Below are 22645 nucleotides of genomic sequence, written 5' to 3'. Positions count from 1 at the left end.
TTTACTTCTTCGGGGACTCCATCTCGAGCGCGCCCACATTGGGGCTCGCCACGCTGGAAATGGCTTCGAACACGCGCAACACCGCTTCGAAATCCTCGCGCGGAATGTTTGCGAAAACTTTTGCGCGCAACTGGCTGAGTTCGATTTCGAGTTTCTCGGCGAGTGCTTCGCCAGCCTGCGTGAGCCGCAGCGCATTGGCACGGCGGTCGCTGGCGTCGACTTCACGCAGCACGAGTCCGGCTGCGCACAACTGATCGAGCAGCCGCACCAGCGACGCGCCTTCGAGCCCGACGTATTCGGCAAGCTCGACCTGACGCACCCCCTGGCCAAGGCGGCGGATGAATAGCAGCGGGCCGGCGCTCGCCGCAGAAATTCCATGTTCGACGATCGCACCCTGTGAAATCTGACGCCATTGCTTACCCGCCAGCAACAGATGGCTGGTAAAGACAAAGCGAAGCGATTCTAACGAGGTCATGGCGAAATATTATATGTTAACTAATAATTAGGATGCTAGTTAATGCGTTATTGCAGCGGGCGGTGAGATTGGCCGAGACGCAAACCCGGCAAGGGTTTGCGGGGCGTTCGCGGCCCCAGACGGAGACACTGCGTCGAATGTTTTCGGTCCGTTGTGCCGGTTTTATTTTCTGCCAGACGCCGCGCGACCGGACTTTCAGGTGCGGGAGATGCCTGAGTTGCCGGCGTCTGTCGTCTCGCTCTCCGATCCGGACATCTCGTCAATCCGCTTCATGTTGTCGAGCAGCTTGAGCAGGTAGTGCAGCGTGTGGGTGATATCGCCCGTCGAGAACTCATCCAGCGCCCGTTCATAATATTCGTGAATGCGCGGCACGGCCTCGCGGTGCCAGACGCGGTGACCGTGCTCGGTCATCGTGATGCGGCGCGAGCGCCGGTCGCGTCCGTCAGGTGTGCTGACGATGTGTCCGTCGCGTTCCATGCGGCTGATCAGGCCGGACAGGTTCTGACGGCTCACCATCAGATAGCGGGCCAGGTCGCCCACGCTCATGCCGTCGGGGACTTCGGGCCGGGACAGCGCCCCCAGCACGGCCCACTGTTGCGTCGTCAGGCCAAGACTTTCCACGGCTCTTGTGCCAGTTTTATGCAACATATTTGCGCATTGGTAGAGCCGGAAGAACAACCGGTTAGCCAACTCCATGTGCGCAATTTCTATATTTTTCTTAGGGTTTTCCATATCGATAACTCCGCATTTGCATGCTTGCGCATCGCCGATCACGTGTCTAGTATACGTCAATATATTGACGTAATTTGATTGGCGAGTGGACCGCTTGCAAGGTCAGCAAGGATACCTCGCCCGTCAGTGACTCTGGAGGCAGGACATGCAGCGGTTCGAAGGCAAGACCGTCATTGTGACGGGCGGCGGGGGCGGGATCGGCGGGGCAACATGCCGTCGACTGGGAAGCGAGGGGGCGGCCGTGGCCGTGTTCGATCGCGATTTGGCTGCGGCGCAGCGCGTCGCCGGGGAAATTGTCGAAGCGGGGGGGGAAGCGCAGGCGTTTGCGTGCGACATCACCGTGCGCGAGCAGGTCGACTCGGCGGTTGCCGCCGTCGCGCAGGCGTTCGGTCCGGTGAGCGTGCTTGTCAACAATGCCGGCTGGGACATCTTCAAGCCCTTTACCAAGACGTCGCCTGCCGAGTGGGAGCGGCTGATTGCCATCAACCTGGTCGGCGCACTGCACATGCATCACGCGGTGTTACCCGAGATGGTGGCGAGGCGCAGCGGGCGGATCGTCAACATCGCATCCGACGCCGCGCGGGTCGGCTCGTCCGGCGAGGCGGTCTACGCCGCTTGTAAAGGCGGAATCGTGGCGTTCTCGAAAACGATCGCCCGCGAACATGCGCGCCACGGCATCACTGTGAACGTGGTGTGTCCGGGGCCGACCGACACGGCGCTGTTTGCCGACTACAAGGAAGGTGCCGGCAATCCCGAGAAGCTGGTCGAGGCATTCACGAAAGCGATTCCGCTGGGCCGCATCGGCCAGGCGAGCGATCTGCCCGGCGCGATTGCCTTCTTCGCCAGCGACGACGCCGCGTTTGTCACCGGTCAGGTGCTGAGTGTGTCGGGCGGACTCACGATGAACGGCTGACGTTTCCCCATCACGACGATGCCGCACACGGCCGAACGTCAAGCGGCCGGCGGCGAGGATCAAGACAATGAACTACGAAGACATTCTGTATGAAGTGCGTAACGGCGCGGCGTGGATCACGATCAACCGTCCGGACAAGATGAATGCGTTTCGCGGGCGCACCTGCGACGAACTGATTCACGCGATCAACAAAGCGGGCTACGACAGGGAGATCGGCAGCATCGTGCTCGCGGGTGCAGGCGAGAAAGCGTTCTGCACGGGCGGCGACCAGTCTGCGCATGAAGGGCAGTACGACGGACGCGGCACCATCGGTTTGCCGATGGAGGAGTTGCACAACGCGATTCGCGACGTCCCCAAACCGGTCATCGCTCGTGTGCAGGGATATGCGATTGGCGGAGGCAACGTCATCTGCACCTTGTGCGACTTCACGATTGCGTCGGAAAAGGCGGTGTTCGGCCAGGTCGGGCCGAAGGTCGGCTCGGTCGATCCCGGCTTCGGCACCGCGTTTCTGGCGCGCGTGGTCGGCGAGAAGAAGGCACGCGAGATCTGGTACCTGTGTCGTCGCTATACGGCGGCCGAGGCGCTGACGATGGGGCTGGTGAACACGGTCGTGCCCCACGATCAGCTCGATACCGAAGTGCAGAAGTGGTGCGACGAGATCATGGAGCGCAGCCCGACGGCGATCGCCATCGCGAAGCGCTCGTTCAACATGGACACCGCACAGCAGGCAGGCATCGCCGGCATGGGCATGTACGCGCTCAAGCTCTATTACGAGACGGAAGAATCGCGCGAGGGTGTGCGCGCATTTCAGGAAAAGCGTAAGCCCGACTTCCGCAAGTACGCCAAATAAGCGAGGGAAACCGCGATGCTCAATCCGTATCTCGATGACGATCTCGCGGCGCTGGCCGAGCACACGCAGCGCTTTGCCCAGGCTCGCATCGCGCCCGGTTTTCAGGCGCGCGACAAAACGCGTGTGCTCGACCGTCCGCTCATGCGAGAGATGGGGGAAATGGGGCTGATTGCGCCCGAGCTGCCGGAAGTCTACGGCGGCCAGGGCATGGGGCGCCTTGCCGCCGGGGTGATTCACGAGGCCATCGCGCGCGCGGATCTCAGCATGTCGTACGTCAACCTGCTGGCCTCGCTCAACGGTCAGATTCTGGCCGAGCATGGCAAGCCGGAAGTGGTGACGCCATGGCTGGAGAAGCTCACGCGCGGCGAGACGCTGCTGGCCATCGCACTGACCGAACCCCGCGGCGGCTCCGACGCCGCGAACCTGCGCATGCGTGCTGACTTTGACGGCACGCATTACGTGCTCAACGGCGAGAAAACATCGATCTCGGCGGCCGATCAGGCAGACGCGGCCGTTGTCTTCGCCCGGACCGGCGAGGTGTCCGAACTCGCGCGCGGCATCTCGGCATTTTTTGTGCCGCTCGACCTGCCGGGCGTCACTCGGCAGCGCTTCGACTGTCATGGGCAGCGGGCCATCGGGCGCGGTTCCTTGTTCTTCGAGAACGTCCGAATTCCCTCTGACCATGTGCTTGGCGTGCCCGGCGAGGGTTTCGTGCAGGTGATGCAGGGGTTCGATTTCTCGCGGGCGCTGATCGGCCTGCAAGTCCTGGCCGTTGCAAGAGCGGCGCTGGACGAGACATGGGAATACGTCGCCCAGCGCGAGGCGTTCGGCAAGCCGCTCTCGGCATTTCAGGGCGTGTCGCATCCGCTGGCGGACTTCGATACTCAGGTCGAGGCCGCGAGACTGCTATGCCTGCAAACGCTGTGGCTCAAGGACCGTGGCTTGCCGCACAGTGCCGAAGCGGCGATGTGCAAATGGTGGGGGCCGAAGCTGGCTTACGACACGATTCACCAGTGCCTGCTGATGTTCGGACACGGCGGTTACGACCGTGGCGTGATGGAGCAGCGGCTGCGCGACGTGCTCGGGTTCCAGATCGGCGACGGCACGGCCCAGATCATGAAGACGATCATTGCGCGCGCCCGGGCTGGCCGGCAGGCCGTGCCGATCTGAGGGCATTGGCGCGGGCGGTAGTCGCGGCATCACCATAACGATACGAACGACACGACAGCACAGGAGACGATGCAATGGAATTTGACGCGGTGTTGCTTCCCCCAAGGCGCGAGCAGAGCGTGGCACGTGGCTGGTGGCCCGAACGAACGATTAACGATGCACTCGATGCTGCGGTGGCCGCGTCGCCCGGCAAGATCGCACTGACGGCCGTGTCGACAGCCACGGGGCAGACCCAGTGCCTCACCTACGCCGCGCTCGCGGACGGTGCCGAGCGTCTGGCGCTGGGGTTGATGCGGCGTGGCGTGGGCCGTGGCGATGTCGTTGCCTGCCAGTTGCCCAACGGATGGCAGTTCGCGGTGACTTATCTGGCTTGCGCCCGGATCGGTGCGGTGCTAAATCCGCTGATGCACATCTTCCGAGAGCGGGAGTTGTCCTTCATGTTGCGCCACGGCGAGGCGAAGGCGTTCATCGTGCCCCGCCAGTTTCGGGGGTTCGATCATGCCGCGATGGCGCGAGCCCTGCAGCCGGATTTGCCGGACCTGCGACACGTCATCGTGGTCGATGGCGAAGGCTTTGGCGACGATAGTTTCGATGCCGTGCTCATGGCGGGCGAACCTGCTGCATCGCGCACCGAGCAGGCCGCCATGCAGGCGGCGCGAGCCCATCCGGACGACGTCATGCAGTTGATGTACACCTCGGGGACGACGGGTGAGCCCAAAGGGGTGATGCACAGCGCGAATACCACGTTCTCGAACATTCTCGCTTATGCCGAACGTATGCGCCTCGGTCGCGACGACGTCATCCTCATGGGCTCGCCCCTCGCACACCAGACCGGCTTCATGTACGGACTCATGATGCCGGTGATTCTTGGGGCGAGCGCCGTGATGCTCGATATCTGGGACCCGGCCAATGCTGTGCGGCTCATCCGCAAGCACGGTGTGACGTTCACGATGGCGTCGACACCGTTCCTCTCCGATCTGACGAAAGCGGTGGCGGCCACTGGCGAGTGCGTGCCGAGCCTGCGTGCATTCCTGTGCGCGGGGGCGCCGATTCCCGGCCCCGTCGTCGAGCAGGCACGCAGCGTACTTGGCGCGAAAATCGTCTCGGCATGGGGGATGACGGAGAACGGCGCGCTCACGCTGACACGTCTCGACGATGACGACGAGCGGGCCTCGACGACCGACGGTTGCCCACTTCCCGGCGTGGAGTTGCGAGTGGTCGATGCGCAGAACGACGAGTTGCCCGCCGGTGAGACGGGGCGTTTGCTCGTGCGCGCCTGCTCGAACTTCGGTGGCTACCTGAAGCGCGCGCAATGGAACGGCACCGACGATAACGGCTGGTTCGACACCGGCGACATGGCATGGCTCGACGCGACCGGCTACGTGCGTATCGCCGGGCGCAGCAAGGACGTGATCATTCGCGGCGGCGAGAACATCCCCGTCGTCGAAATCGAAGCGCTCCTGTACCGGCATCCGGCGGTTGCCTCGGTGGCTATCGTCGCGTATCCGGACGAGCGTCTTGGCGAGCGCGCCTGCGCGGTCATCGTGCCGCGCGCCGGCGAATCGATCGACCTCGCGGCGGTGACCGGTTTCCTCGCGTCGCACAAGGTTGCCCGGCAGTACTGGCCCGAGCGGATCGAAGTTCGCGACACGCTCCCGACGACACCCACGGGTAAGATACAAAAATTCAAGCTGCGCGAAATGCTCGACACATCTCGCGCAGAGACGACTGAACGCACACCTTGAGGACGAGTGGCCAATGATATCGAAGGGACTGGATAGCGAATCGTTCGAGCTGTTGCTCGCGGCGGTGCAACGTTTCATCCGCGAGCGGCTGGTGCCTGCCGAGAACGACGTGGAGGCGCACGACGACGTGCCCGCCGCGATCGTCGACGAAATGAAGGAGATGGGTCTGTTCGGTCTGTCGATCCCCGAGGAATTCGGCGGCATCGGCCTGTCGATGTCGCAGGAAGTGCGGGTGGCTTACGAGTTCGGGCAGACGTCGCTCGCGTTTCGCTCTGTGTTCGGCACCAACGTCGGCATCGGCTCGCAGGGCATTCTCATGGACGGCACCGAGGCGCAACGGCGCGAGTTGCTGCCGCGCGTGGCCAGCGGCGATCTGATCATGTCGTTCGCGCTCACGGAGCCGGACGCAGGGTCCGATCCAGCCGCGCTCAAGACGCGCGCGGTGCTCGACGGCGATACCTACGTGCTCGATGGCGTGAAGCGCTACATCACCAACGCGCCGCGCGCCGGGGCCTTCACCCTGATGGCGCGTACGGGCGGAGAGGGCGCAGGCGGCATCTCCGCCTTCATCGTGCCCGCCGATACGCCGGGTTTGTCGCTGGGCAAGCCGGACAGGAAGATGGGCCAGCGGGGAACCAAAACCTGCGACGTCGTGCTGCAAGGGGCACGCGTGCCGGCGGCAAACATCATCGGCGGCACGGCGGGCAAGGGCTTCAAGACAGCCATGAAGGTCCTCGACCGTGGGCGCTTGCATGTCGCGGCGCTCGCGTGCGGCATGGCGCAGCGCATTCTCGACGAGTCCGTGGCCTATGCGCGCGAGCGCAAACAGTTCGGGCAGCGTATCGGCGACTTCCAGCTTGTGCAGGCAATGCTCGCGGACAGCCAGGCCGAGCTCTACGCCGGATGGTCGATGGTGCAGGACTGCGCACAGCGCTATGACGCGAAGCCGGTAGGCCAGCGCGATGCCGATGTCAGCATGCGCGCGTCGTGCGCCAAGCTTTTCTGCACCGAGATGGTCGGCCGCGTTGCCGATCGCGGCGTACAGGTGCATGGCGGAGCCGGCTACATCAACGAATACAAGGTCGAGCGCTTCTATCGCGATGTGCGTCTGCTGCGCCTATATGAAGGGACCACGCAGATTCAGCAACTGATCATCGGGCGTGCCCTGATGCAGGACGACTGACGCGTCGCAGGTCGTCGGCCTTGCGCTGATGTGCGACGTGTCGACGCGTGCACGTCGCGCATCACGGTGGTGCGTGCGCGGCGCGTGCTGCACCGCCGTGCACTGCTGCGGTGCAGCAGATCCATTGAGACTTTCGGGCATTTCCCATAGACAAACATCCTGCTCTGCGTTGCCGGACAACGCGCTGATCGGATTCGTGCGATAGCTGGCACGCTTGTTGCGTTGCTGTGAATGCCAGCGGCAAAGACGTCGCCGGCATTGAATTCAGGTGCGGCGTCAGGCGAGAGCGCTTTCGACGCACCCACAGGACAACGGCGTCCCTCCGTGCTGCGGCACGGTCGGACGCCGTTTTGTTTTTCGGGCGCTGCAAGCGCTGCAACAGGAGAAGACAGCATGCGCAAACCTCGTCTGGTCGTCATCGGCAACGGCATGGCCGGCATCCGCACGCTCGAAGAGCTGCTGGAGATTGCACCGAATCAGTACGACATCACCGTGTTCGGCGCCGAGCCGCATCCGAACTACAACCGGATCCTGCTCTCGCCGGTGCTTGCCGGCGAGCAGTCGTTTGCCGACATTGTGCTCAATCCGCTCGACTGGTATGCGCAGAAGGGCATCACGTTGCATCTGGGCAAGGAAGTCACGCAGATCGATCGACCGCGCCGCGTGGTGCGCTGTGCCGACGGCACCGAGGCGCCGTACGACCGCCTGCTCATCGCCACAGGCTCGAGTCCGTTCATTCTGCCCGTGCCGGGCAAGGATCTCGACGGTGTGATTAGCTATCGCGACATTCGCGACACCGAGATCATGATCGAGACGGCGTGCAAGAAGCGCCATGCCGTCGTGATCGGCGGCGGCCTGCTCGGACTGGAAGCGGCCAACGGGCTCAAGCTGCGCGGCATGGACGTCACTGTCGTGCATCTGGCCGACACCCTGCTCGAACGCCAGCTCGACAGCACGGCGGGCAAGCTCCTGCAGCAGTCGCTCGAGGCACGCGGTCTCGCGTTCCGGCTGGCGCATCAAACGTCTGCGATTCTCGACAACGGTGCCGGTGGCGTGCGCGCCGTGCAGTTCGGCAACGGCGAAGAGATTGCCGCCGACCTGGTCGTGATGGCGGCGGGCATTCGGCCGAATACGACGCTTGCCGAAGCGGCCGGCCTGCATTGCTCGCGTGGCATTGTCGTGTCGGACACACTCCAAACCTACGATCCGCGCATTTACGCCGTGGGCGAATGCGTAAGCCATCGCGGCGTGGCTTATGGCCTGGTGGCCCCGCTGTTCGAGCAGGCCAAGGTCTGCGCCAACCATCTGGCCCTCATGGGCATTGGCAGCTATCGGGGCTCGGTACTGTCGACGAAGCTCAAGGTCACGGGCATCGACCTGTTCTCGGCGGGTGACTTTCTCGGCGGCGAAGGCACCGAGGAGATCGTGTTGTCCGATCCTGCGAGCGGCGTCTACAAGAAGCTCGTGATTCGCGACGACAAGCTCGTCGGCGCGTGTCTGTACGGCGACACGGCCGATGGCGCGTGGTACTTCAAGTTGCTGCGCGAAGGGCGCGCGCTGGGCGAACTGCGCGAGCGCATCATGTTTGGCGAGTCCAGTGTCGGCGACGTTGGCACCCAAGGGCAGAACCGCGCGTCGGCCATGTCGGATACCGACGAAGTATGCGGATGCAATGGCGTTTGCAAGGGCACCATCGTGCGCGCCATCACCGAGAAAGGCTTGTTCACGCTCGACGAGGTGAAGAAGCACACGAAGGCCGCGAGTTCCTGCGGGTCGTGCGCCGGACTGTGCGAGCAGATTCTGATGAGCACCCTGGGCTCGACCTACGACGCCACGCCGAAGGAAAAGGCGGTATGCGGCTGCACCGATCTGTCGCATGCGGACGTGCGCCGTGCAGTGCGTGAGCATCGGCTCACGACTCACCGTGCTGCCTTCGACTTCCTTGAATGGCGCACGCCCAACGGCTGCGCGACGTGCCGTCCTGCGCTGAACTACTACATGCTGAGCACGTGGCCGAAGGAGGCCGTCGACGATCCGCAGAGCCGCTTCGTCAACGAGCGTGTGCACGCAAACATTCAGAAAGACAACACCTTCTCGGTCATCCCGCAAATGAAGGGTGGCGTGACGAATTCGAGCGAACTGCGCCGCATCGCCGACGTGGCGGACAAGTATCAGATTCCGATGGTCAAGGTCACGGGCGGGCAGCGTATCGATCTGCTCGGCGTGAAGAAGGCAGACCTGGTGAATGTCTGGCGCGATCTCGGCATGCCGTCGGGACACGCTTACGGCAAATCGATCCGCACGGTGAAGACATGCGTGGGCAGCGAGTTCTGTCGCTTCGGCACACAGAACAGCACGCAGATGGGCATCGATCTGGAGACGATGCTCGCGAACATGTGGTCGCCGCACAAGGTCAAGCTGGCCGTGTCAGGCTGCCCGCGCAATTGCGCGGAGGCCGGGATCAAGGATGTGGGCGTCATCGCGGTCGATTCGGGCTGGGAGCTTTATGTCGGCGGCAACGGCGGCATCAAGACCGAAGTCGCGCAGTTCCTCGTCAAGGTGAAGACGGCCGATGAGGTCAAGGAGTACGCCGGGGCATTCCTGCAGCTCTATCGCGAGGAAGCCTATTACCTGGATCGCACGGTGCACTACCTCGAGCGCGTCGGCCTCGACTACGTGAAGCAGCGCGTGGTCAACGATGCCGCTAATCGGCGCGCACTCCACGAGCGGCTGCTCTTCTCGCTCGATGGCCTGCCCGACCCGTGGCAAGCGCGCATCGACGGGGTGCAAGCCAATGAATATCGTCCGCTGACGTCGACCACGCCGGTGAGCGCCGAACCCGCGGCTGTCTGAGGAGAACACCATGACGCTATCCCAACCGATCTGGCTGCATGTTTGCGACGTGGGCGCGATCCCCCGGCTTGGCTCGCGCGTGCTGCCCCATCCGAGCGGCGACATCGCGCTCTTTCGCACCGAGAGCGACAAGGTCTTCGCGTTGCGTGACCAATGCCCGCACAAGGGCGGCGCGCTTTCGCTGGGCATTGTTCACGGTGAGAAAGTGACCTGCCCGCTGCACGCGTGGAACATCGATCTGACGACAGGCCACGCCTGCGCCCCCGATGTGGGCTGCGCACAGCGCTTTGCCGTGCGTATCGACGCGGGCGAGGTGTATGTGTCGCTCGACGAAGCGATGAGCGCCGAGGCGAGCGCCATCGCGGCCCCCGCCTGAAACCCTGATCCCCTGATCCCCTGACACCTTGACACCCTGACCCCTCGCGACTGGCGGAGCCCCCCATGACAACCACCACGCAAACCACCTGCTGCTACTGCGGCGTCGGTTGCGGCATGCTCGTCGAGAGCGACGGCGAGCGTATCGTCGGTGTGCAGGGCGATCCGGCGCACCCGGCGAACTTCGGGCGTCTGTGCAGCAAGGGCATGACATTGCCGCTCACCGCGCAGTCGCTCGCGGGGCGGGTGTTGACGCCCGAACTGCGCACTACGCGCGACGCCCTGCGCGAGCCCGCGACCTGGAGCGACGCGCTGGAGACGGTGGCGTCGCGCTTCGCCGACGTCATCCGCCGTCACGGACCGGACTCGGTGGCGTTCTATGTATCCGGACAGTTGCTGACCGAGGACTACTACGTCTTCAACAAGCTCGCGAAGGGGCTGGTGCGCACCAACAACATCGATACGAACTCGCGACTGTGCATGTCGAGCGCCGTGAGTGCCTACAAGATGTCGCTCGGCGCCGACGGCCCGCCCACGTGCTACGACGATCTCGAAGCTGCCCGTACGGTGCTCTTCGCGGGCAGCAACATGGCGTACGCGCACCCGGTGTTGTTCCGTCGGCTCGAAGCGGCGAAGGCGGCCGATCCGTCGATCCGCTGGATCGTCGTGGACCCGCGCCGCACCGACACGGCGGCAATGGCCGATCTGCATCTGGCCATCGTGCCGGGCACCGACGTTGCGCTCTTTCACGGCATGCTGCACCACCTGATCTGGGAGGGACGCATCGACCGGCGCTACATCGACGCGCACACCGAAGGGTTCGAGGCCCTCAAACAGGTGTTGCGCGCCTATCCGCCGCAACTCGTGGCCGATATCTGCGGCATCGAAGAGTCTGCTTTGCGCCGGGCCGCCGACTGGTTTGGCGAGAGTCCGGCGGCGCTGTCGCTCTACTGCATGGGCCTGAACCAGTCGAGCCACGGCACCGAGAAGAATCTCGCGCTCATTCATCTGCACCTGGCGACTGCACAGATCGGACGCCCGGGGGCAGGGCCGTTCTCGCTCACCGGTCAACCCAATGCGATGGGCGGACGCGAAGTGGGCGGGCTTGCCACCATGCTCGCCGCGCATCGCGAGATCGGCAACGCGGCCCATCGCGCCGAGGTCGAGCGGCTGTGGGGCGTGCAGGGGCTGTCCGACAGGCCGGGCCTGCCCGCTGTGGAGATGTTCGACGCCGTGCGCGACGGACGTGTCAAGGCCATCTGGATCGCCTGTACCAACCCTGTGCATTCGATGCCTGACAGTGCGCGCGTGCGCGAGGCGCTCGCCGCGGCGGAATTCGTGGTGGTCCAGGAGGCGTTTCACCAGACCGATACGGTTCCCTACGCCGACGTGCTGCTGCCGGCGACCAGTTGGGGCGAGAAGTCAGGCACGGTCACGAACTCGGAGCGGCGTATCTCGCGTGTGCGCGCGGCGGTGGCCGCCCCGGGCGCCGCCCGTGCGGACTGGTGGATTGCCAGCGAGGTGGCGCGACGTCTCGCGCCGAAGCTCGACACGTCGCCCGAGCCGTTCGTGTTCCCATCGATCGAGTCTATCTTCGACGAGCATCGTGCGCTCACCGTGGGACGCGACCTTGACATCGGCGGTATCGACTACGCGTTGCTCGACGCGCGCGGACCGCAGCAGTGGCCGTTCCCGGCGGGGGCATCGCAAGGGCATGCGCGGCGCTACGCGCAGGGCGTGTTCGCCACCGATGACGCCCGCGCGCGTTTCCATGCATTCGACTATCGGCCGGTGGCGGAGCCGATCAATGCACGCCATCCGCTACGACTGATGACGGGACGCCTGCGCGATCAGTGGCACGGCATGAGTCGCACGGGACGCGTGGGGCAGTTGTTCGAGCATGCGCCTGAGCCAGCGCTCACGATGCATCCGGCCGATGCCGCGCGCCGCAGCCTGCGCGCGGGCGATTTGGTGCGGTTGTCGAGCCGTCGCGGCGAGCGCGTGTTGACGCTGAGCGTGAGCGACGACGTCGCCTCGGGCACCGTGTTTGTGCCGATGCACTGGAGCGGACAGTTTCTCGGTGGCGGTGGCGTGAACGAAACGACGCTGGGCGCCGTGGACAAATACTCGAAGCAGCCCGAACTCAAGCACGCTGCCGTGCGCGTCGACCCGCTCGCGTTGCCGTGGCGCGTGGCGGCCGTGCGGCGTGGCGACGCCCTGCGGTTGCACGCGGCGGTGCAGCCGTTGCTGGCCGCGCGGCGCTTCGCGACGGTGCGTCTGGAGGGGGACGACCGGATTGTCGTCATGGCCGCCGACAACGCGCCGGATGCGGCATGGCTCGAGCGTCTACACGAGGCACTGGCGCTGCCGCGCGACGAGTCGCTGCTCGAATATCGCGACGCGCGTCGTGCCATGACCAAACGCGTGGCGTGGCGTGAATCGCTGATCGACGGCGTGCTGGTGGCGGGCAGCGAGGCCGACGTTGCCGCGTCGGCGTCGCTACTCGCGCGTGTGCGCGAGACGTCCCCATGGACGCGCGCGCGTCACGCTGTCTTCGTGGCGGATAGCGGGCCGGCGGCGCCGCGCGATCGCACGGTCTGTCAGTGCAGGTCCGTGAAGGCGTCGAGCATCGACGCGGCGATCGACACCGGGGCGGACGTTGCACAGCTCAAGGCGACGCTCGGATGCGGCACGGTGTGCGGCTCGTGCGTGCCGGAATTGCAGCGCATGTGTGCGGCGACGGGCAAAGCGGTGGCGACGAACGCCGTCTGAGTGCGGGATTGCGGCGTTCAATCGGGCGCGTCACGAGAGGATTTCAATTGGGCGACATGCGGAACATCGAGGAATTGAGGGAGAACGATCATGAAGAACGGCAAAGTCACCCTGCTGAGCGCAGGCCCCGGCGCGCTCGATCTGCTCACGTTGCGCGCGGCGCGCGTACTCGGCGAGGCGGATGTGCTGCTCGTCGACGATCTGGCCAATCCGGAGATCGCCACGCTCGCGCCGCAGGCCCGCGTCATTGCCGTGGGCAAGCGCGGCGGCTGTCGCTCGACGCCACAGGCGTTCATCGAACGGCTGATGTGCCGCTTCGCGCGGCGCGGCGCGCATGTCGTGCGCGTGAAGGGGGGCGACGCGTTGATGTTCGGGCGTGCGGGCGAGGAAATATCGGCGCTGCGTCGCGCGGGGGTGCCCGTGGAGATCGTGAACGGCGTGTCGGCGGCGTTCGCCGCGGCGGCGGGTCTGGGCATGTCGCTCACGCATCGCGACCATTGTGCGGGCGTGACGTTCGTCACCGCGCACCGGCAGGACGGCAGTACACCCAACTGGGCGGCGCTTGCAGCGACCGGCACAACGCTGGCGATCTACATGGGGTTGCATCGGGTCGAGGCACTGAGCGAGACGCTGTTGGCGCATCTCGATGCGGCAACGCCGGCGGGCGCGGTGCAGTGGGCGGGCTCGCCACAAGAGCGGCGGCTGGTGACCTCGCTGGGGCGGTTGGCGTCCGACGTGCGCGCCGCAGGCTTCGCCAGTCCGGCCATCCTGCTCGTGGGCGGCGCAGTCGGTGAGGCGGCGCGGGTGGCCCTCGCGCCTGGCCTGACGACGGACGATGCCGCGCGCGACGATGTCCGAAGCGTCGTCGCCAGGGCGGCCTGATTCGTTGTATCTTCACTGGCTATACTGAACAGGGCACGTTCGGATAGGCCAAGAGTCGTCGCCGACGGGGGGCAGCCGCTGCAGCCCTGCGTTGGCGGTGTGGATGGAATTTCACTGACAGGCCAACGGTGTTGGCCCCCACGAAACTTGCCGAAAACACCGGATACCGGGGACGTCGATCCTCAGGCCGACACGTCCCGCACCCCCGCACCCCCTGCCGCCGCCGTAGCAGCGGGGGCGGCGCTCGCGCAGGGCATGTTGCGCGTGCTGCTCGTCACGGATACCGACAAGCCGATTGGCGAGTTGCGGGCCGAGCTTGCGCGACTGGGGTGCGAGATGCTGGTGGAAGTCGCCAAGCCGCAGGCGTTGCCGCGCGTGGTGGAGAGCGAACGTCCTGACGTCGTCATCATCGACACCGAATCGCCGTCGCGCGACACGCTCGAGCAGCTTGCCGTGATGAATGCGGCGGCCCCGCGTCCGGTGTTGATGTTCTCTGCCGACGGCAATCAATCGCTGATCCGTGCGGCCGTCGATGCCGGCGTGACGGCATACTCCGTCGAGGGATTGGCTGCCGAGCGGCTCGCACCGATTCTCGAGGTCGCGCTCGCACGCTTCGCGCATGAGGAAAAGCTGCGTGCGCGACTGGCCAAGGCCGAGACCGAACTGGCTGACCGCAAGCTGATCGACCGCGCCAAGCGGCTGCTGATGGATCGACGCAAAATTTCCGAGCAGGAGGCCTACGCCATCCTGCGCAAACGGGCGATGGATCAGGGCGAGAAGCTCGTCGAGGTGGCGCGCCAACTCGTCTCGATTGCCGAATTACTGGGATAGACACTGCTCATGTCGACGTCATCATGGTTGGCTTCTGACGCGCAATCGCTCGACGGTGCGCCGGAGAAACGTCATTTGCGCGTGGGATTCATCGCGCTGTCCGATGCGGCGCCGCTGGTCGTGGCGAAGCGTCTGGAGTTGGGGCACGAACATGGGTTGACCCTTGAGCTGAGCCGTGAGTCGTCGTGGGCGGCGGTGCGCGACAAGCTGCTCACGGGGGAGCTGGATGCCGCGCATTCGCTGTATGGGCTGGTGTACGGCGTGCAGTTGGGCATTGGCGGCCCGCGTGAAGACATGGCCGTCCTGATGGTGCTCAATCGCAACGGGCAAGCCGTGACGGTGACGCCGTCGCTGGCCGAAGCAATGACGCGCGTGGGCGACTTGCGGGGGGCGCTCGCGTCGCTCGGGCGCAAGCCGGTCTTCGCGCAGACATTCCCGACGGGCACGCACGCGATGTTCCTCAATTATTGGTTCGCCGCGCAGGGCATCGACCCGCTCACCGAGATTTCCAGCATCGTGATACCTCCGGCGCATATGGTCGCGGCAATGGAGGAGGGCGGTCTCGACGGGTTTTGTTGCGGCGAGCCGTGGCACGCCGTGGCGCAGGCGCGCGGATTGGGACGCACGGTCGCGGTGTCGAGCGACATCTGGCCGAACCATCCCGAGAAGGTACTGGCTTGCCGCCGGGATTTCGTTGCGCGCTACCCCAGAACGGCGCAGGCACTGGTTCGCACGCTGCTCAGCGCCTGCCGCTGGCTGGATATGCCGGGGCACCGGGCCGAGGCGGCGGGCTGGTTGGCCGAACCGGCGTGGGTCGGCGCGCCACGCGATCTGATTGCGGCGCGCCTGCTGGGCGACTTTGGACGTCTGTCAGGCAGACATGCCTTGCTGCCCGTGAGCTTCTTCGACGAGGGCGTGGTGAACTACCCGCATCCATCGGACGGGATGTGGTTCATCGCGCAGTACCGTCGCTGGGGCATGGTGGGCGATGACGCGGTGGCCAACGCTGCGCAGACGGCGGCCGCGGTGAACCAGACGGCGTTGTTCGAGGCGGCGGCACGCGCCGAGGGGGTCCCGGTGATGGCTTCGTCCGCACGCGACGTGCTCTGCGACGGCAAGGTCTGGGATGCCGCCAGTGCCGCCGATTTGCGCGCATACGTTGACGGGTTTGTCATCCGTGCGCGGTGATGCCTGAGATCGGATGGGGCGGCGGTCGCTGACGGGCACACCAGCGAGGACGAAGGCGCTTGAATGCGCGCCTTCGTCCGGGCGATGAACGCTGTTCGGGGGAGGCACGCACGTCCGTCGACCTGGACGGCGACGGCCTTGGGGATGGGCTCAGACCTTCTTGACGAATTCCGATTTCAGGCTCATGGCGCCGAAGCCATCGATCTTGCAGTCGATATCGTGATCGCTGTCCACCAACCGAATGTTCTTCACCTTGGTGCCCATCTTGATGACGCCGCCCGAGCCCTTCGGCTTCAGGTCTTTGATGACGGTCACGGTATCGCCATTTTGCAAGAGCGTTCCTGTGGCGTCGCGATAAACCCGTTCGGCTGTCTCCGTCACTGCCGCCGCCTGCGTCGACCATTCATGGGCGCACTCGGGGCATACGTAGGCGCCGCCGTCTTCGTAAGTGAATTCGGAGTTGCATTTCGGGCAAGGGGGCAAGGCGCTCATGTCGGATAGTCCTTAAAGGCTGACGAAGGCAATAAAACGCGAAAGTATAGCGCTGCTTGAGGATCGGCCTGCTCGGCGAGGTCGGCTTGGCCGACTTGGGAGGCACGATCGGCATTTCGCTGACATCCCTAATTGATTCAAAAAAACAGATTGTGGATACTTCGATCATCGATCGTTCGAGGTCGACACCTATCCTGCCAACACCTCCGTCTCCACCATGGTCGACGAGACCCGCTTCCCAATCCGCAAGGAATGTCCGCCTGGTGCGTGTACCTGTGATCGCGAGAGCCTCATGCGGGACCCGTCTGGAGATCGGCGCGTTCTGCTGTTGACGCAGGCGGAGGAGAAACGGCTGATCGAGCGCATCGAGGCCGTGACCAGCTACGCCGATCTGAAGCACGTGGCGGACCTGATGCAAGCCCAACTCGGTATCTTGCTGCAGATTGCGCCCAGTCTGAATGAAGTCCGTACGGTGCGAGGCATCAATATCCAATTGGAAGCACAACCGGGACTCTGCAGGAAGATCCGGGCCTCGATTCCCGCGGCTGTTCGACGGTGTCTCGATCGTCGCCCGGGCATTGCTTACGCGATCCTGGATGCGCGCGATTTGCTGGGCGGCGGTCAATGAACATCTGGCCGCTTGCATAAGTTGCGTATCGCAACTATATTGGTTGCGATACGCAACTTATAGGGAGTGGAGCTATGGACCTCGTCGATCTTCCCGGCAAGTCTCGGGACGCGGAGATTCTGGAACTTCGTGACTTTTCCCGCAAATTGGTTCGTGAGCTTGGATTCATGCGAGCGACGCTGGCCGATAGCGATCTCGCCCCGTCTGCGGTTCACGCGATTATTGAAATCGGAGCGGCGCCGGGGATCAGCGCCAAGGACCTTGGCAACATCTTGCGCCTGGATAAATCGAATACGAGCCGGCAAGTGGCGAAATTGGAAGCCGGCGGGCTGTTGATGCGTACGACGGCAAACGAAGACGCCCGCTCGTCCGAACTTTACTTGACCGAGGCGGGGCAGAGGCTTCGACGACGCATCGACCGTTTTGCGACGGATCAGGTGTCCCGCGCGCTCAGGCGTATCGTGCCTGCGGATCAGGAGGCGTTGGTTCGCTCCCTTGCGTTGTACGCGGATGCGCTTGCTCAAGACAACTCGGCCAAAGGCGCTTCCGAAGGGGACGAATCGATACGGCTGGTCGAAGGTTATCAACCCGGTTGCATTGGCGACATTGTCAGCTTGCACGCCCGCTTTTACTCGGCGCACTGGGGGTTCGGCGCGTTCTTCGAGAAGAAGGTGGCAACGGAGTTGAGCGAGTTTGCGAGTGCGCTGCCCGCCGATGGCAAAGCGTTGTGGCGCTACGTTGAAAATGGTCGCACGCTCGCCTCGCTGGCCATCGACGGTCATGTCGAAACGGGCCTTGCGCATTTGCGATGGTTTATCGTCGACGATTCGTTACGCGGGTCAGGGGTTGGACGACGACTGATGTCGAGCGCCATGCGATTTGTCGACGAACGTTTTCGCGAGACCTATCTATGGACGTTCAAGGGCTTGGATGCAGCTCGTCATTTGTATGAGTCGTTCGGCTTTCGATTGGCCGACGAGTCCGAGGGCGAGCAATGGGGAAGCAAGGTCATTGAGCAACGGTTTTGTCGGCGTGCCGGCTGACACTTCGCTGCCATTGCGTCGGCGTTCCGAGCGATGAAGTGCGGCGCTTATCCGGTGGCCACGATCACATGGGCCTGAATTTTTCCTGACACGGGGCCTTCGCCATGGCGTCGGGAAATGGCTTGAGTGGCCCGGTCGGTCGCGAGTTCAAGCGCACTGGCGTCGCGCGTTTCGATTTCGTTGCGCAGCGGCGTTCCGAGGCAATAGGCGGTGGCGGCGTCCCGTGCCGAGGCCGCGCAGCTCACCTTTTCGCGGGTCTCGATCTCGATGTGGGTGAACCCGGCGCGACGCAGGTCTTCGCGGATCTGCGCGACGTCGTGATAGCCGTGCGGCGTACGCGCCAGAAATCTCGGTGGGTCGTGGGGAAACAATGTGCCGATGGCGTGGGTGACCTCATCGGCAAAGTGGTTGTCTTCGATGCGATCCCAGACGTTGAAGACGAAGCGTCCGCCCGGCGTCAACACGCGGCGCGCTTCGGCGTAACCCGCGATGCGGTCGGGGAAAAACATCGCGCCGAACTGGCAGCAAACGACGTCGAATGACGCATCGTCGAACGGCAGGTCGAGCGCGTCGGCTTTCCTCCATTCGATGCGGCGATCGATCGTCTGCCTGCTCGCTGCATAGTCGAGCATGGGCTGATTGAGGTCGGTTACTGCGTAGCGTGCGTCTGCGCTGAGCTTTGGCGCAAGCGCTCGTGTGAGCGCGCCAGTGCCGGCCGCGGTCTCCAGTACCGATATGGGCGAGGTGTTGGCCACAAGCATTGCCAGGTCGGCGGCATAGGCCTCGAAAATCAGGGGGACCATTAGCGTGTCGTAGCGCTTCGGGATCGACCCCGCAAATACCTTATCGCGATCGGCCATGATGCTCTCCTTGAAAACGTCCGGCGCTGCTCCGGATTTTTCATTCTAGGTGGCCCATGCTGCGAGAGGGGGTGTTCCGTCAGCGAAAGCGTGGTGTATCCGGAACGATAGACCGCCGTCGGCCGTGCGATCGATGTGCTTTCGAAGGCATCGAAGCCCTGAGGCTATTGCCAGTGGGTGGGCAGGTTTGGCGAGGCCGTCGCTTTGTTCCGGCGGGTCAGGCGGGGCGTCGATGCGCTGCAAGGCATGTGTCGCCGTGGCAAGACGCGCATCGGTTGTCATCCTGCCATCGAGGAATGGTCGCTCGCGCCGGCGACTTCGTTGGAACCGCGACGCTTGCACGTAGACAATGAAAAAACCCGTCGACCTTGCGGCCGACGGGTTTTCAAATTTGGTTGCGGGGACAGGATTTGAACCTGTGACCTTCGGGTTATGAGCCCGACGAGCTGCCAGACTGCTCCACCCCGCGTCTGAGAAATGAGATATTACGGGTAATCCGCGCATCGTGTCAAGGAATCGTGACATTAAATTTGTGGACTCCCGAAAATTCATGCGCGCGGCGTGCATGTTCACCGGCTCCTGCGCGCAAGACTTGTGAATCGACGTTCGCGCGCAGACGCGCTTTACCAGCGAACGGTGGCGCCGGCCTGCACCGAGTGCGAGAGCGACGCGGGATTCAGGCCGCGTTTGTAGCCGACGTCCAGATCGAGATCCGTCGTGGGGCTGTAGATCGCACCGACCAGTGCATAGGCGGGCTTCGTCTTGGTGGTCGGATCCGGCTGGGTGGCGAGGCCGATGTCGGCGACCAGACGCAATGTGGGCGTTGCACTGAAGAGCACGGCCGTGGACGCGTTCCACAGGCTCTGCCGATTGCCGATGCTGTTGTTGTTCCACGTGTAGCCTGCGTTGGCGAGGAATGTCCAGCGCCCCAGGGCATATTGCATCAACAGATTCGCGCCGGTCGTGGCGCGACCGTTGCCGAGGCCCCGATCCTGGCTGGCGGTCGGCAGTGAGACGAAGGGCTTCAGGCCGAGGCTCCATCGCTCGCGCTCGAGAAAGCGCCATTTGGCTTGTAGCTGGAGATCGGCGACGCCGCTGGTCCAGCCGTCGCCATCAGGTCGCGTACGCTGATAGGGCGCCTGAACGGCGACGTCGAGATTTGGCAGCACGCCATACGTCAGCGTGCTACTCCATTGCTGCTGGCGCGATGTCGGTAGCGTCATCCATTCGCTGTTCAGTTCCAGTTGCCAGTTGCCGGTGTCCTGTGTGCCGGTGTCGTCCGTGACGAGTGGATTCGCGGCTTGCGCGGCAAGCGGTGTCAGTGCTGCGGCGAGGATCAGAAGCGGCTTCATCGAAAATTCCTGTGGGCGATTCGCTCGTCACGGCGTCAACGTGCGGAAATCTGTCGGGCGGATCGTACGGGCGGTGTGTGACACGGTCAATCGAATCGCGTTGCATGTGTCGTATTCGAGATCGGCCTGCTGTGCGCGTTACGCGAGTGATTTCGGCGTGATGAACGAGGGCTGGCCGCTGCTGCCGATGGCGCGATGCAGGTGATAAACTTCGGGCCCGCTATTCGATGTGCACGACGTCCCGACGTCCCGGCGCATCGCGCATTCCTTCATGCAAGCCAGAAGTCATCTCATATTCGGCATCGGCGCAACGTGGCTGATGCATCGCACCGGGTGGGCTGCGAGCGTTCACGCCTGGCCGCTGACGCTCGTCGGCGCGTTGTTGCCCGACATCGATCACCCGAAGAGCCTGCTGGGGCGCCGCGTCGCGCCGCTGTCGCTTGCGATTTCCGGTGTGTTCGGCCATCGCGGGATGACGCATTCGTTGTTGCTGCCGGTGCTCGCTGTCGTTGCCTGTCTGCACGGTTGGGGGCGCGTACCCGCGTGGATGTTGGCTTTGTGCGGCGGGTATGTGTCGCATCTGCTGGCGGACTGGCTCACGCCTTCCGGGGTGCCGCTATGTTGGCCGTTGCGAACGCGATTCCGTTCGCCGATTTACGTCAGCACGGGATCGGTTGCGGAGTGGTGGGTGGCCGCCGCAGTCGCGTTCGCCATGTGGCGGTGGTGGTGACGGTGACTGCGCGCGGGTAGTGAAGCGAGGCGTATCGTTTAGCGCCAGGCCAGAGGGGGCTCGTCCATCAGCGCTACTTGCTCGCGTAGTTCCAGGATGCGGTCTTGCCAGTAGCGCTGCGTGTTGAACCAGGGGAAGGCGGCGGGGAACGCAGGATCGTCCCAGCGGCGCGCCAACCAGGCGCTGTAGTGCAGCAGGCGCAGCGTGCGCAATGCCTCCGTCAGATGCAACTCGCGGGGATTGAAGTCGGCAAAATCCTGGTAGCCGGAGAGAACTTCATCGAGCTGAATGGTCATCTCCGAGCGCGTGCCCGAGAGCAGCATCCACAGATCCTGCATGGCTGGGGCCATGCATGTGTCGTCGAAATCGACGAAATGCGGGCCGGCGTCGGTCCATAAGATGTTGCCGCCGTGGCAGTCGCCATGGACGCGCAGCAATTTCACGTCCCCCGCACGTTCGTACGCGCGACCGATGCCGGCGAGCGCCAGGTCGGCGATGCTGCGCCAGGCGTCGCGCAAGTCGGTCGGAATGAAGCGGTTCGTCCATAGGTAGTCGACCGGGACGCGTCCGTAGCTGTCTACGTTCAGTGTGATGCGGTGACGAAACGGCTGGGTGGCGCCGAGCGCATGGATGCGACCAAGAAAGCGGCCGAGCCAGTTCAGTGTGTCGGGATCTTGAAGTTCGGGAGCGCGGCCGCCGCGACGCGGGAACAGGGCGAAGCGGAAGCCGTTGAAGTGATGCAAGGTCTCGCCTCGCGTTTCCAGTGGGGCAACGACGGGAATCTCATTATGGGCGAGCGCCTGCGTGAAGGCGTGCTCTTCCAGAATGGCGTCGTCGGTCCAGCGTTCCGGGCGGTAGAACTTCGCGATCAGGGGCGGGCCGTCTTCCATGCCTATCTGATAGACGCGGTTCTCATAGCTGTTGAGTGCGAGCAGGCGTCCGTCGCTGAAATGACCGAGTTGTTCAACCGCTGCGATGACCGTGTCGGGCAGGAGCGTCGCGAACGGATGCGTGCGTGCGCAGGGGGCTTGGGAGAGATCGGTATTCATGAGCGCTATTGTGCCAAAGGCGATGGGGTTGACGCCGGTTCTTCTCCATCGTCGCCCTATCGTTGTTTCGGTTGCGCAGGGGAGGGCGCAGATCCGAGGAGGGGCTGGAACGCGGGAAAATGCGGGGTTTTCAAAATAGTTTCACAAAGGGCTTGCGCGGTTTGGCGAACGTGACTAATATCTCGTCTCTCGCAACGACGGCGACGCAGCGCAAGCAGCGAAGCGGTTGGGGCGACGGGCTGGAAAGCCCGGTGGTTGGTGGTTTTGACGTTTGTGAGTCGCTCCGGCGGCGAGCGAAAAAACTGTTGACGACGACGAGAAGCTGCGACATAATCTTGCTTCTCTGCTGCAGATGCAGCGACGCAGAAAACGAAGCGACGGCGCGGTAAGTGTGTGACGAAGCGAAGTTCGATGCGATTGATCTTTAAAAACTAGACAACCGATAAGTGTGGGCACTCGATGAATGGTGCGTCTGCTTCGGCAGATAAGCTTTAAATTTATTGAGGCTCACATAGTAATAGG

The 22645-nt window shown here is 63.9% G+C and carries 20 protein-coding genes and 1 tRNA gene; 14 read left to right on the top strand and 7 right to left on the bottom strand.

Features of this window, described 5'->3' with window-relative positions; genetic code table 11:
* Window position 1: 1 nt before the first annotated feature.
* Together ACE3UG_RS20360 and ACE3UG_RS20355 are read right to left on the bottom strand one after the other, a co-directional pair.
* Complete coding sequence (locus ACE3UG_RS20360) at window positions 2-475, bottom strand: MarR family winged helix-turn-helix transcriptional regulator (protein ID WP_374627315.1); 474 nt, start codon at window positions 473-475, stop codon at window positions 2-4.
* A 195-nt stretch (window positions 476-670) separates the two neighbouring features.
* On the bottom strand, window positions 671-1207 hold the full coding sequence (locus ACE3UG_RS20355; RefSeq protein WP_374627313.1) for a MarR family winged helix-turn-helix transcriptional regulator: 537 nt from the start codon (window positions 1205-1207) through the stop codon (window positions 671-673).
* A gap of 145 nt (window positions 1208-1352) precedes the next feature.
* On the opposite strand from ACE3UG_RS20355, the gene badH reads away from it, so the two are divergent.
* From badH to ACE3UG_RS20300, 11 genes are all read left to right on the top strand, one after another.
* Window positions 1353-2120 carry a 2-hydroxycyclohexanecarboxyl-CoA dehydrogenase gene (gene badH, locus ACE3UG_RS20350; protein WP_374627311.1) on the top strand — a complete coding sequence of 256 codons (768 nt, stop codon included), beginning with the start codon at window positions 1353-1355 and terminating at the stop codon, window positions 2118-2120.
* A 67-nt stretch (window positions 2121-2187) separates the two neighbouring features.
* A complete protein-coding gene (gene badI, locus ACE3UG_RS20345) occupies window positions 2188-2970 on the top strand; it encodes a 2-ketocyclohexanecarboxyl-CoA hydrolase (protein WP_150584343.1) in 783 nt (260 codons plus the stop codon).
* Between the two features lie 15 nt (window positions 2971-2985).
* On the top strand, window positions 2986-4140 hold the full coding sequence (gene aliB, locus ACE3UG_RS20340; protein ID WP_374627308.1) for a cyclohexanecarboxyl-CoA dehydrogenase: 1155 nt from the start codon (window positions 2986-2988) through the stop codon (window positions 4138-4140).
* A 74-nt stretch (window positions 4141-4214) separates the two neighbouring features.
* Complete coding sequence (gene aliA, locus ACE3UG_RS20335) at window positions 4215-5885, top strand: cyclohexanecarboxylate-CoA ligase (protein ID WP_374627306.1); 1671 nt, start codon at window positions 4215-4217, stop codon at window positions 5883-5885.
* 13 nt (window positions 5886-5898) lie between these two features.
* Window positions 5899-7068 carry an acyl-CoA dehydrogenase family protein gene (locus ACE3UG_RS20330; RefSeq protein WP_374627304.1) on the top strand — a complete coding sequence of 390 codons (1170 nt, stop codon included), beginning with the start codon at window positions 5899-5901 and terminating at the stop codon, window positions 7066-7068.
* Window positions 7069-7461: 393 nt separating this feature from the next.
* Complete coding sequence (gene nirB / locus ACE3UG_RS20325; RefSeq protein WP_374627302.1) at window positions 7462-9921, top strand: nitrite reductase large subunit NirB; 2460 nt, start codon at window positions 7462-7464, stop codon at window positions 9919-9921.
* Window positions 9922-9931: 10 nt separating this feature from the next.
* Entirely contained in the window at window positions 9932-10297 is a 366-nt protein-coding gene (gene nirD / locus ACE3UG_RS20320; RefSeq protein WP_374627300.1) for a nitrite reductase small subunit NirD, read from the top strand.
* Between the two features lie 65 nt (window positions 10298-10362).
* Entirely contained in the window at window positions 10363-13068 is a 2706-nt protein-coding gene (locus tag ACE3UG_RS20315) for a molybdopterin-dependent oxidoreductase (RefSeq protein ID WP_374627298.1), read from the top strand.
* A 90-nt stretch (window positions 13069-13158) separates the two neighbouring features.
* A complete protein-coding gene (gene cobA / locus ACE3UG_RS20310; protein WP_374627295.1) occupies window positions 13159-13950 on the top strand; it encodes a uroporphyrinogen-III C-methyltransferase in 792 nt (263 codons plus the stop codon).
* A 255-nt stretch (window positions 13951-14205) separates the two neighbouring features.
* Entirely contained in the window at window positions 14206-14781 is a 576-nt protein-coding gene (locus ACE3UG_RS20305) for an ANTAR domain-containing response regulator (RefSeq protein ID WP_374627355.1), read from the top strand.
* A gap of 9 nt (window positions 14782-14790) precedes the next feature.
* Window positions 14791-15969, top strand: a complete 1179-nt coding sequence (locus ACE3UG_RS20300; RefSeq protein WP_374627292.1) for a CmpA/NrtA family ABC transporter substrate-binding protein — start codon at window positions 14791-14793, stop codon at window positions 15967-15969.
* Window positions 15970-16119: 150 nt separating this feature from the next.
* On the opposite strand, the gene ACE3UG_RS20295 is transcribed toward ACE3UG_RS20300, so the two are convergent.
* On the bottom strand, window positions 16120-16461 hold the full coding sequence (locus tag ACE3UG_RS20295; protein ID WP_374627290.1) for a zinc ribbon domain-containing protein YjdM: 342 nt from the start codon (window positions 16459-16461) through the stop codon (window positions 16120-16122).
* A gap of 217 nt (window positions 16462-16678) precedes the next feature.
* Between ACE3UG_RS20295 and ACE3UG_RS20290 the strand changes: the two genes are divergently transcribed.
* The gene (locus tag ACE3UG_RS20290; protein ID WP_374627288.1) at window positions 16679-17089 is read left to right on the top strand and encodes a hypothetical protein; all 411 of its coding nucleotides are present in this window, start codon (window positions 16679-16681) and stop codon (window positions 17087-17089) included.
* Between the two features lie 74 nt (window positions 17090-17163).
* Window positions 17164-18132 (top strand): GNAT family N-acetyltransferase, encoded by a 969-nt coding sequence (locus ACE3UG_RS20285; protein ID WP_374627286.1) that lies wholly within the window; start codon window positions 17164-17166, stop codon window positions 18130-18132.
* 47 nt (window positions 18133-18179) lie between these two features.
* Here ACE3UG_RS20285 and ACE3UG_RS20280 read toward each other — a convergent pair whose 3' ends face one another.
* From ACE3UG_RS20280 to ACE3UG_RS20270, 3 genes are all read right to left on the bottom strand, one after another.
* On the bottom strand, window positions 18180-18992 hold the full coding sequence (locus ACE3UG_RS20280; protein WP_374627284.1) for a class I SAM-dependent methyltransferase: 813 nt from the start codon (window positions 18990-18992) through the stop codon (window positions 18180-18182).
* 392 nt (window positions 18993-19384) lie between these two features.
* Window positions 19385-19461: transfer RNA gene (locus tag ACE3UG_RS20275), tRNA-Met, on the bottom strand.
* A gap of 154 nt (window positions 19462-19615) precedes the next feature.
* Window positions 19616-20344 (bottom strand): transporter, encoded by a 729-nt coding sequence (locus ACE3UG_RS20270; protein ID WP_374627282.1) that lies wholly within the window; start codon window positions 20342-20344, stop codon window positions 19616-19618.
* Window positions 20345-20615: 271 nt separating this feature from the next.
* On the opposite strand from ACE3UG_RS20270, the gene ACE3UG_RS20265 reads away from it, so the two are divergent.
* Window positions 20616-21074, top strand: a complete 459-nt coding sequence (locus tag ACE3UG_RS20265) for a metal-dependent hydrolase (protein ID WP_374627280.1) — start codon at window positions 20616-20618, stop codon at window positions 21072-21074.
* A gap of 38 nt (window positions 21075-21112) precedes the next feature.
* Here the strand turns inward: ACE3UG_RS20265 and ACE3UG_RS20260 are convergent, their stop codons facing one another.
* A complete protein-coding gene (locus tag ACE3UG_RS20260) occupies window positions 21113-22123 on the bottom strand; it encodes a serine/threonine protein kinase (RefSeq protein ID WP_374627278.1) in 1011 nt (336 codons plus the stop codon).
* Window positions 22124-22645: the final 522 nt, after the last annotated feature.

Origin of the sequence: Pandoraea sp. (genome assembly GCF_041919235.1) — a bacterium.
Taxonomy (GTDB): Bacteria; Pseudomonadota; Gammaproteobacteria; order Burkholderiales; family Burkholderiaceae; genus Pandoraea.
Note: the sequence above shows the minus strand (reverse complement) of the source record. Positions and strands in the feature narration are given on the sequence as shown.

Bases quoted from the DNA above. Each gene is read 5' to 3' on its own strand.
- ACE3UG_RS20265 (WP_374627280.1), top strand. From the start codon at position 20,616: ATGCAAGCCAGAAGTCATCTCATATTCGGCATCGGCGCAACGTGGCTG.
- badI (WP_150584343.1), top strand. From the start codon at position 2,188: ATGAACTACGAAGACATTCTGTATGAAGTGCGTAACGGCGCGGCGTGG.
- ACE3UG_RS20290 (WP_374627288.1), top strand. From the start codon at position 16,679: ATGGTCGACGAGACCCGCTTCCCAATCCGCAAGGAATGTCCGCCTGGT.
- ACE3UG_RS20260 (WP_374627278.1), bottom strand. From the start codon at position 22,123: ATGAATACCGATCTCTCCCAAGCCCCCTGCGCACGCACGCATCCGTTC.
- aliA (WP_374627306.1), top strand. From the start codon at position 4,215: ATGGAATTTGACGCGGTGTTGCTTCCCCCAAGGCGCGAGCAGAGCGTG.
- cobA (WP_374627295.1), top strand. From the start codon at position 13,159: ATGAAGAACGGCAAAGTCACCCTGCTGAGCGCAGGCCCCGGCGCGCTC.
- ACE3UG_RS20280 (WP_374627284.1), bottom strand. From the start codon at position 18,992: ATGGCCGATCGCGATAAGGTATTTGCGGGGTCGATCCCGAAGCGCTAC.
- ACE3UG_RS20295 (WP_374627290.1), bottom strand. From the start codon at position 16,461: ATGAGCGCCTTGCCCCCTTGCCCGAAATGCAACTCCGAATTCACTTAC.
- ACE3UG_RS20315 (WP_374627298.1), top strand. From the start codon at position 10,363: ATGACAACCACCACGCAAACCACCTGCTGCTACTGCGGCGTCGGTTGC.
- nirD (WP_374627300.1), top strand. From the start codon at position 9,932: ATGACGCTATCCCAACCGATCTGGCTGCATGTTTGCGACGTGGGCGCG.
- badH (WP_374627311.1), top strand. From the start codon at position 1,353: ATGCAGCGGTTCGAAGGCAAGACCGTCATTGTGACGGGCGGCGGGGGC.
- ACE3UG_RS20330 (WP_374627304.1), top strand. From the start codon at position 5,899: ATGATATCGAAGGGACTGGATAGCGAATCGTTCGAGCTGTTGCTCGCG.
- ACE3UG_RS20300 (WP_374627292.1), top strand. From the start codon at position 14,791: ATGTCGACGTCATCATGGTTGGCTTCTGACGCGCAATCGCTCGACGGT.
- ACE3UG_RS20305 (WP_374627355.1), top strand. From the start codon at position 14,206: ATGTTGCGCGTGCTGCTCGTCACGGATACCGACAAGCCGATTGGCGAG.
- ACE3UG_RS20285 (WP_374627286.1), top strand. From the start codon at position 17,164: ATGGACCTCGTCGATCTTCCCGGCAAGTCTCGGGACGCGGAGATTCTG.
- ACE3UG_RS20270 (WP_374627282.1), bottom strand. From the start codon at position 20,344: ATGAAGCCGCTTCTGATCCTCGCCGCAGCACTGACACCGCTTGCCGCG.
- nirB (WP_374627302.1), top strand. From the start codon at position 7,462: ATGCGCAAACCTCGTCTGGTCGTCATCGGCAACGGCATGGCCGGCATC.
- aliB (WP_374627308.1), top strand. From the start codon at position 2,986: ATGCTCAATCCGTATCTCGATGACGATCTCGCGGCGCTGGCCGAGCAC.
- ACE3UG_RS20355 (WP_374627313.1), bottom strand. From the start codon at position 1,207: ATGGAAAACCCTAAGAAAAATATAGAAATTGCGCACATGGAGTTGGCT.
- ACE3UG_RS20360 (WP_374627315.1), bottom strand. From the start codon at position 475: ATGACCTCGTTAGAATCGCTTCGCTTTGTCTTTACCAGCCATCTGTTG.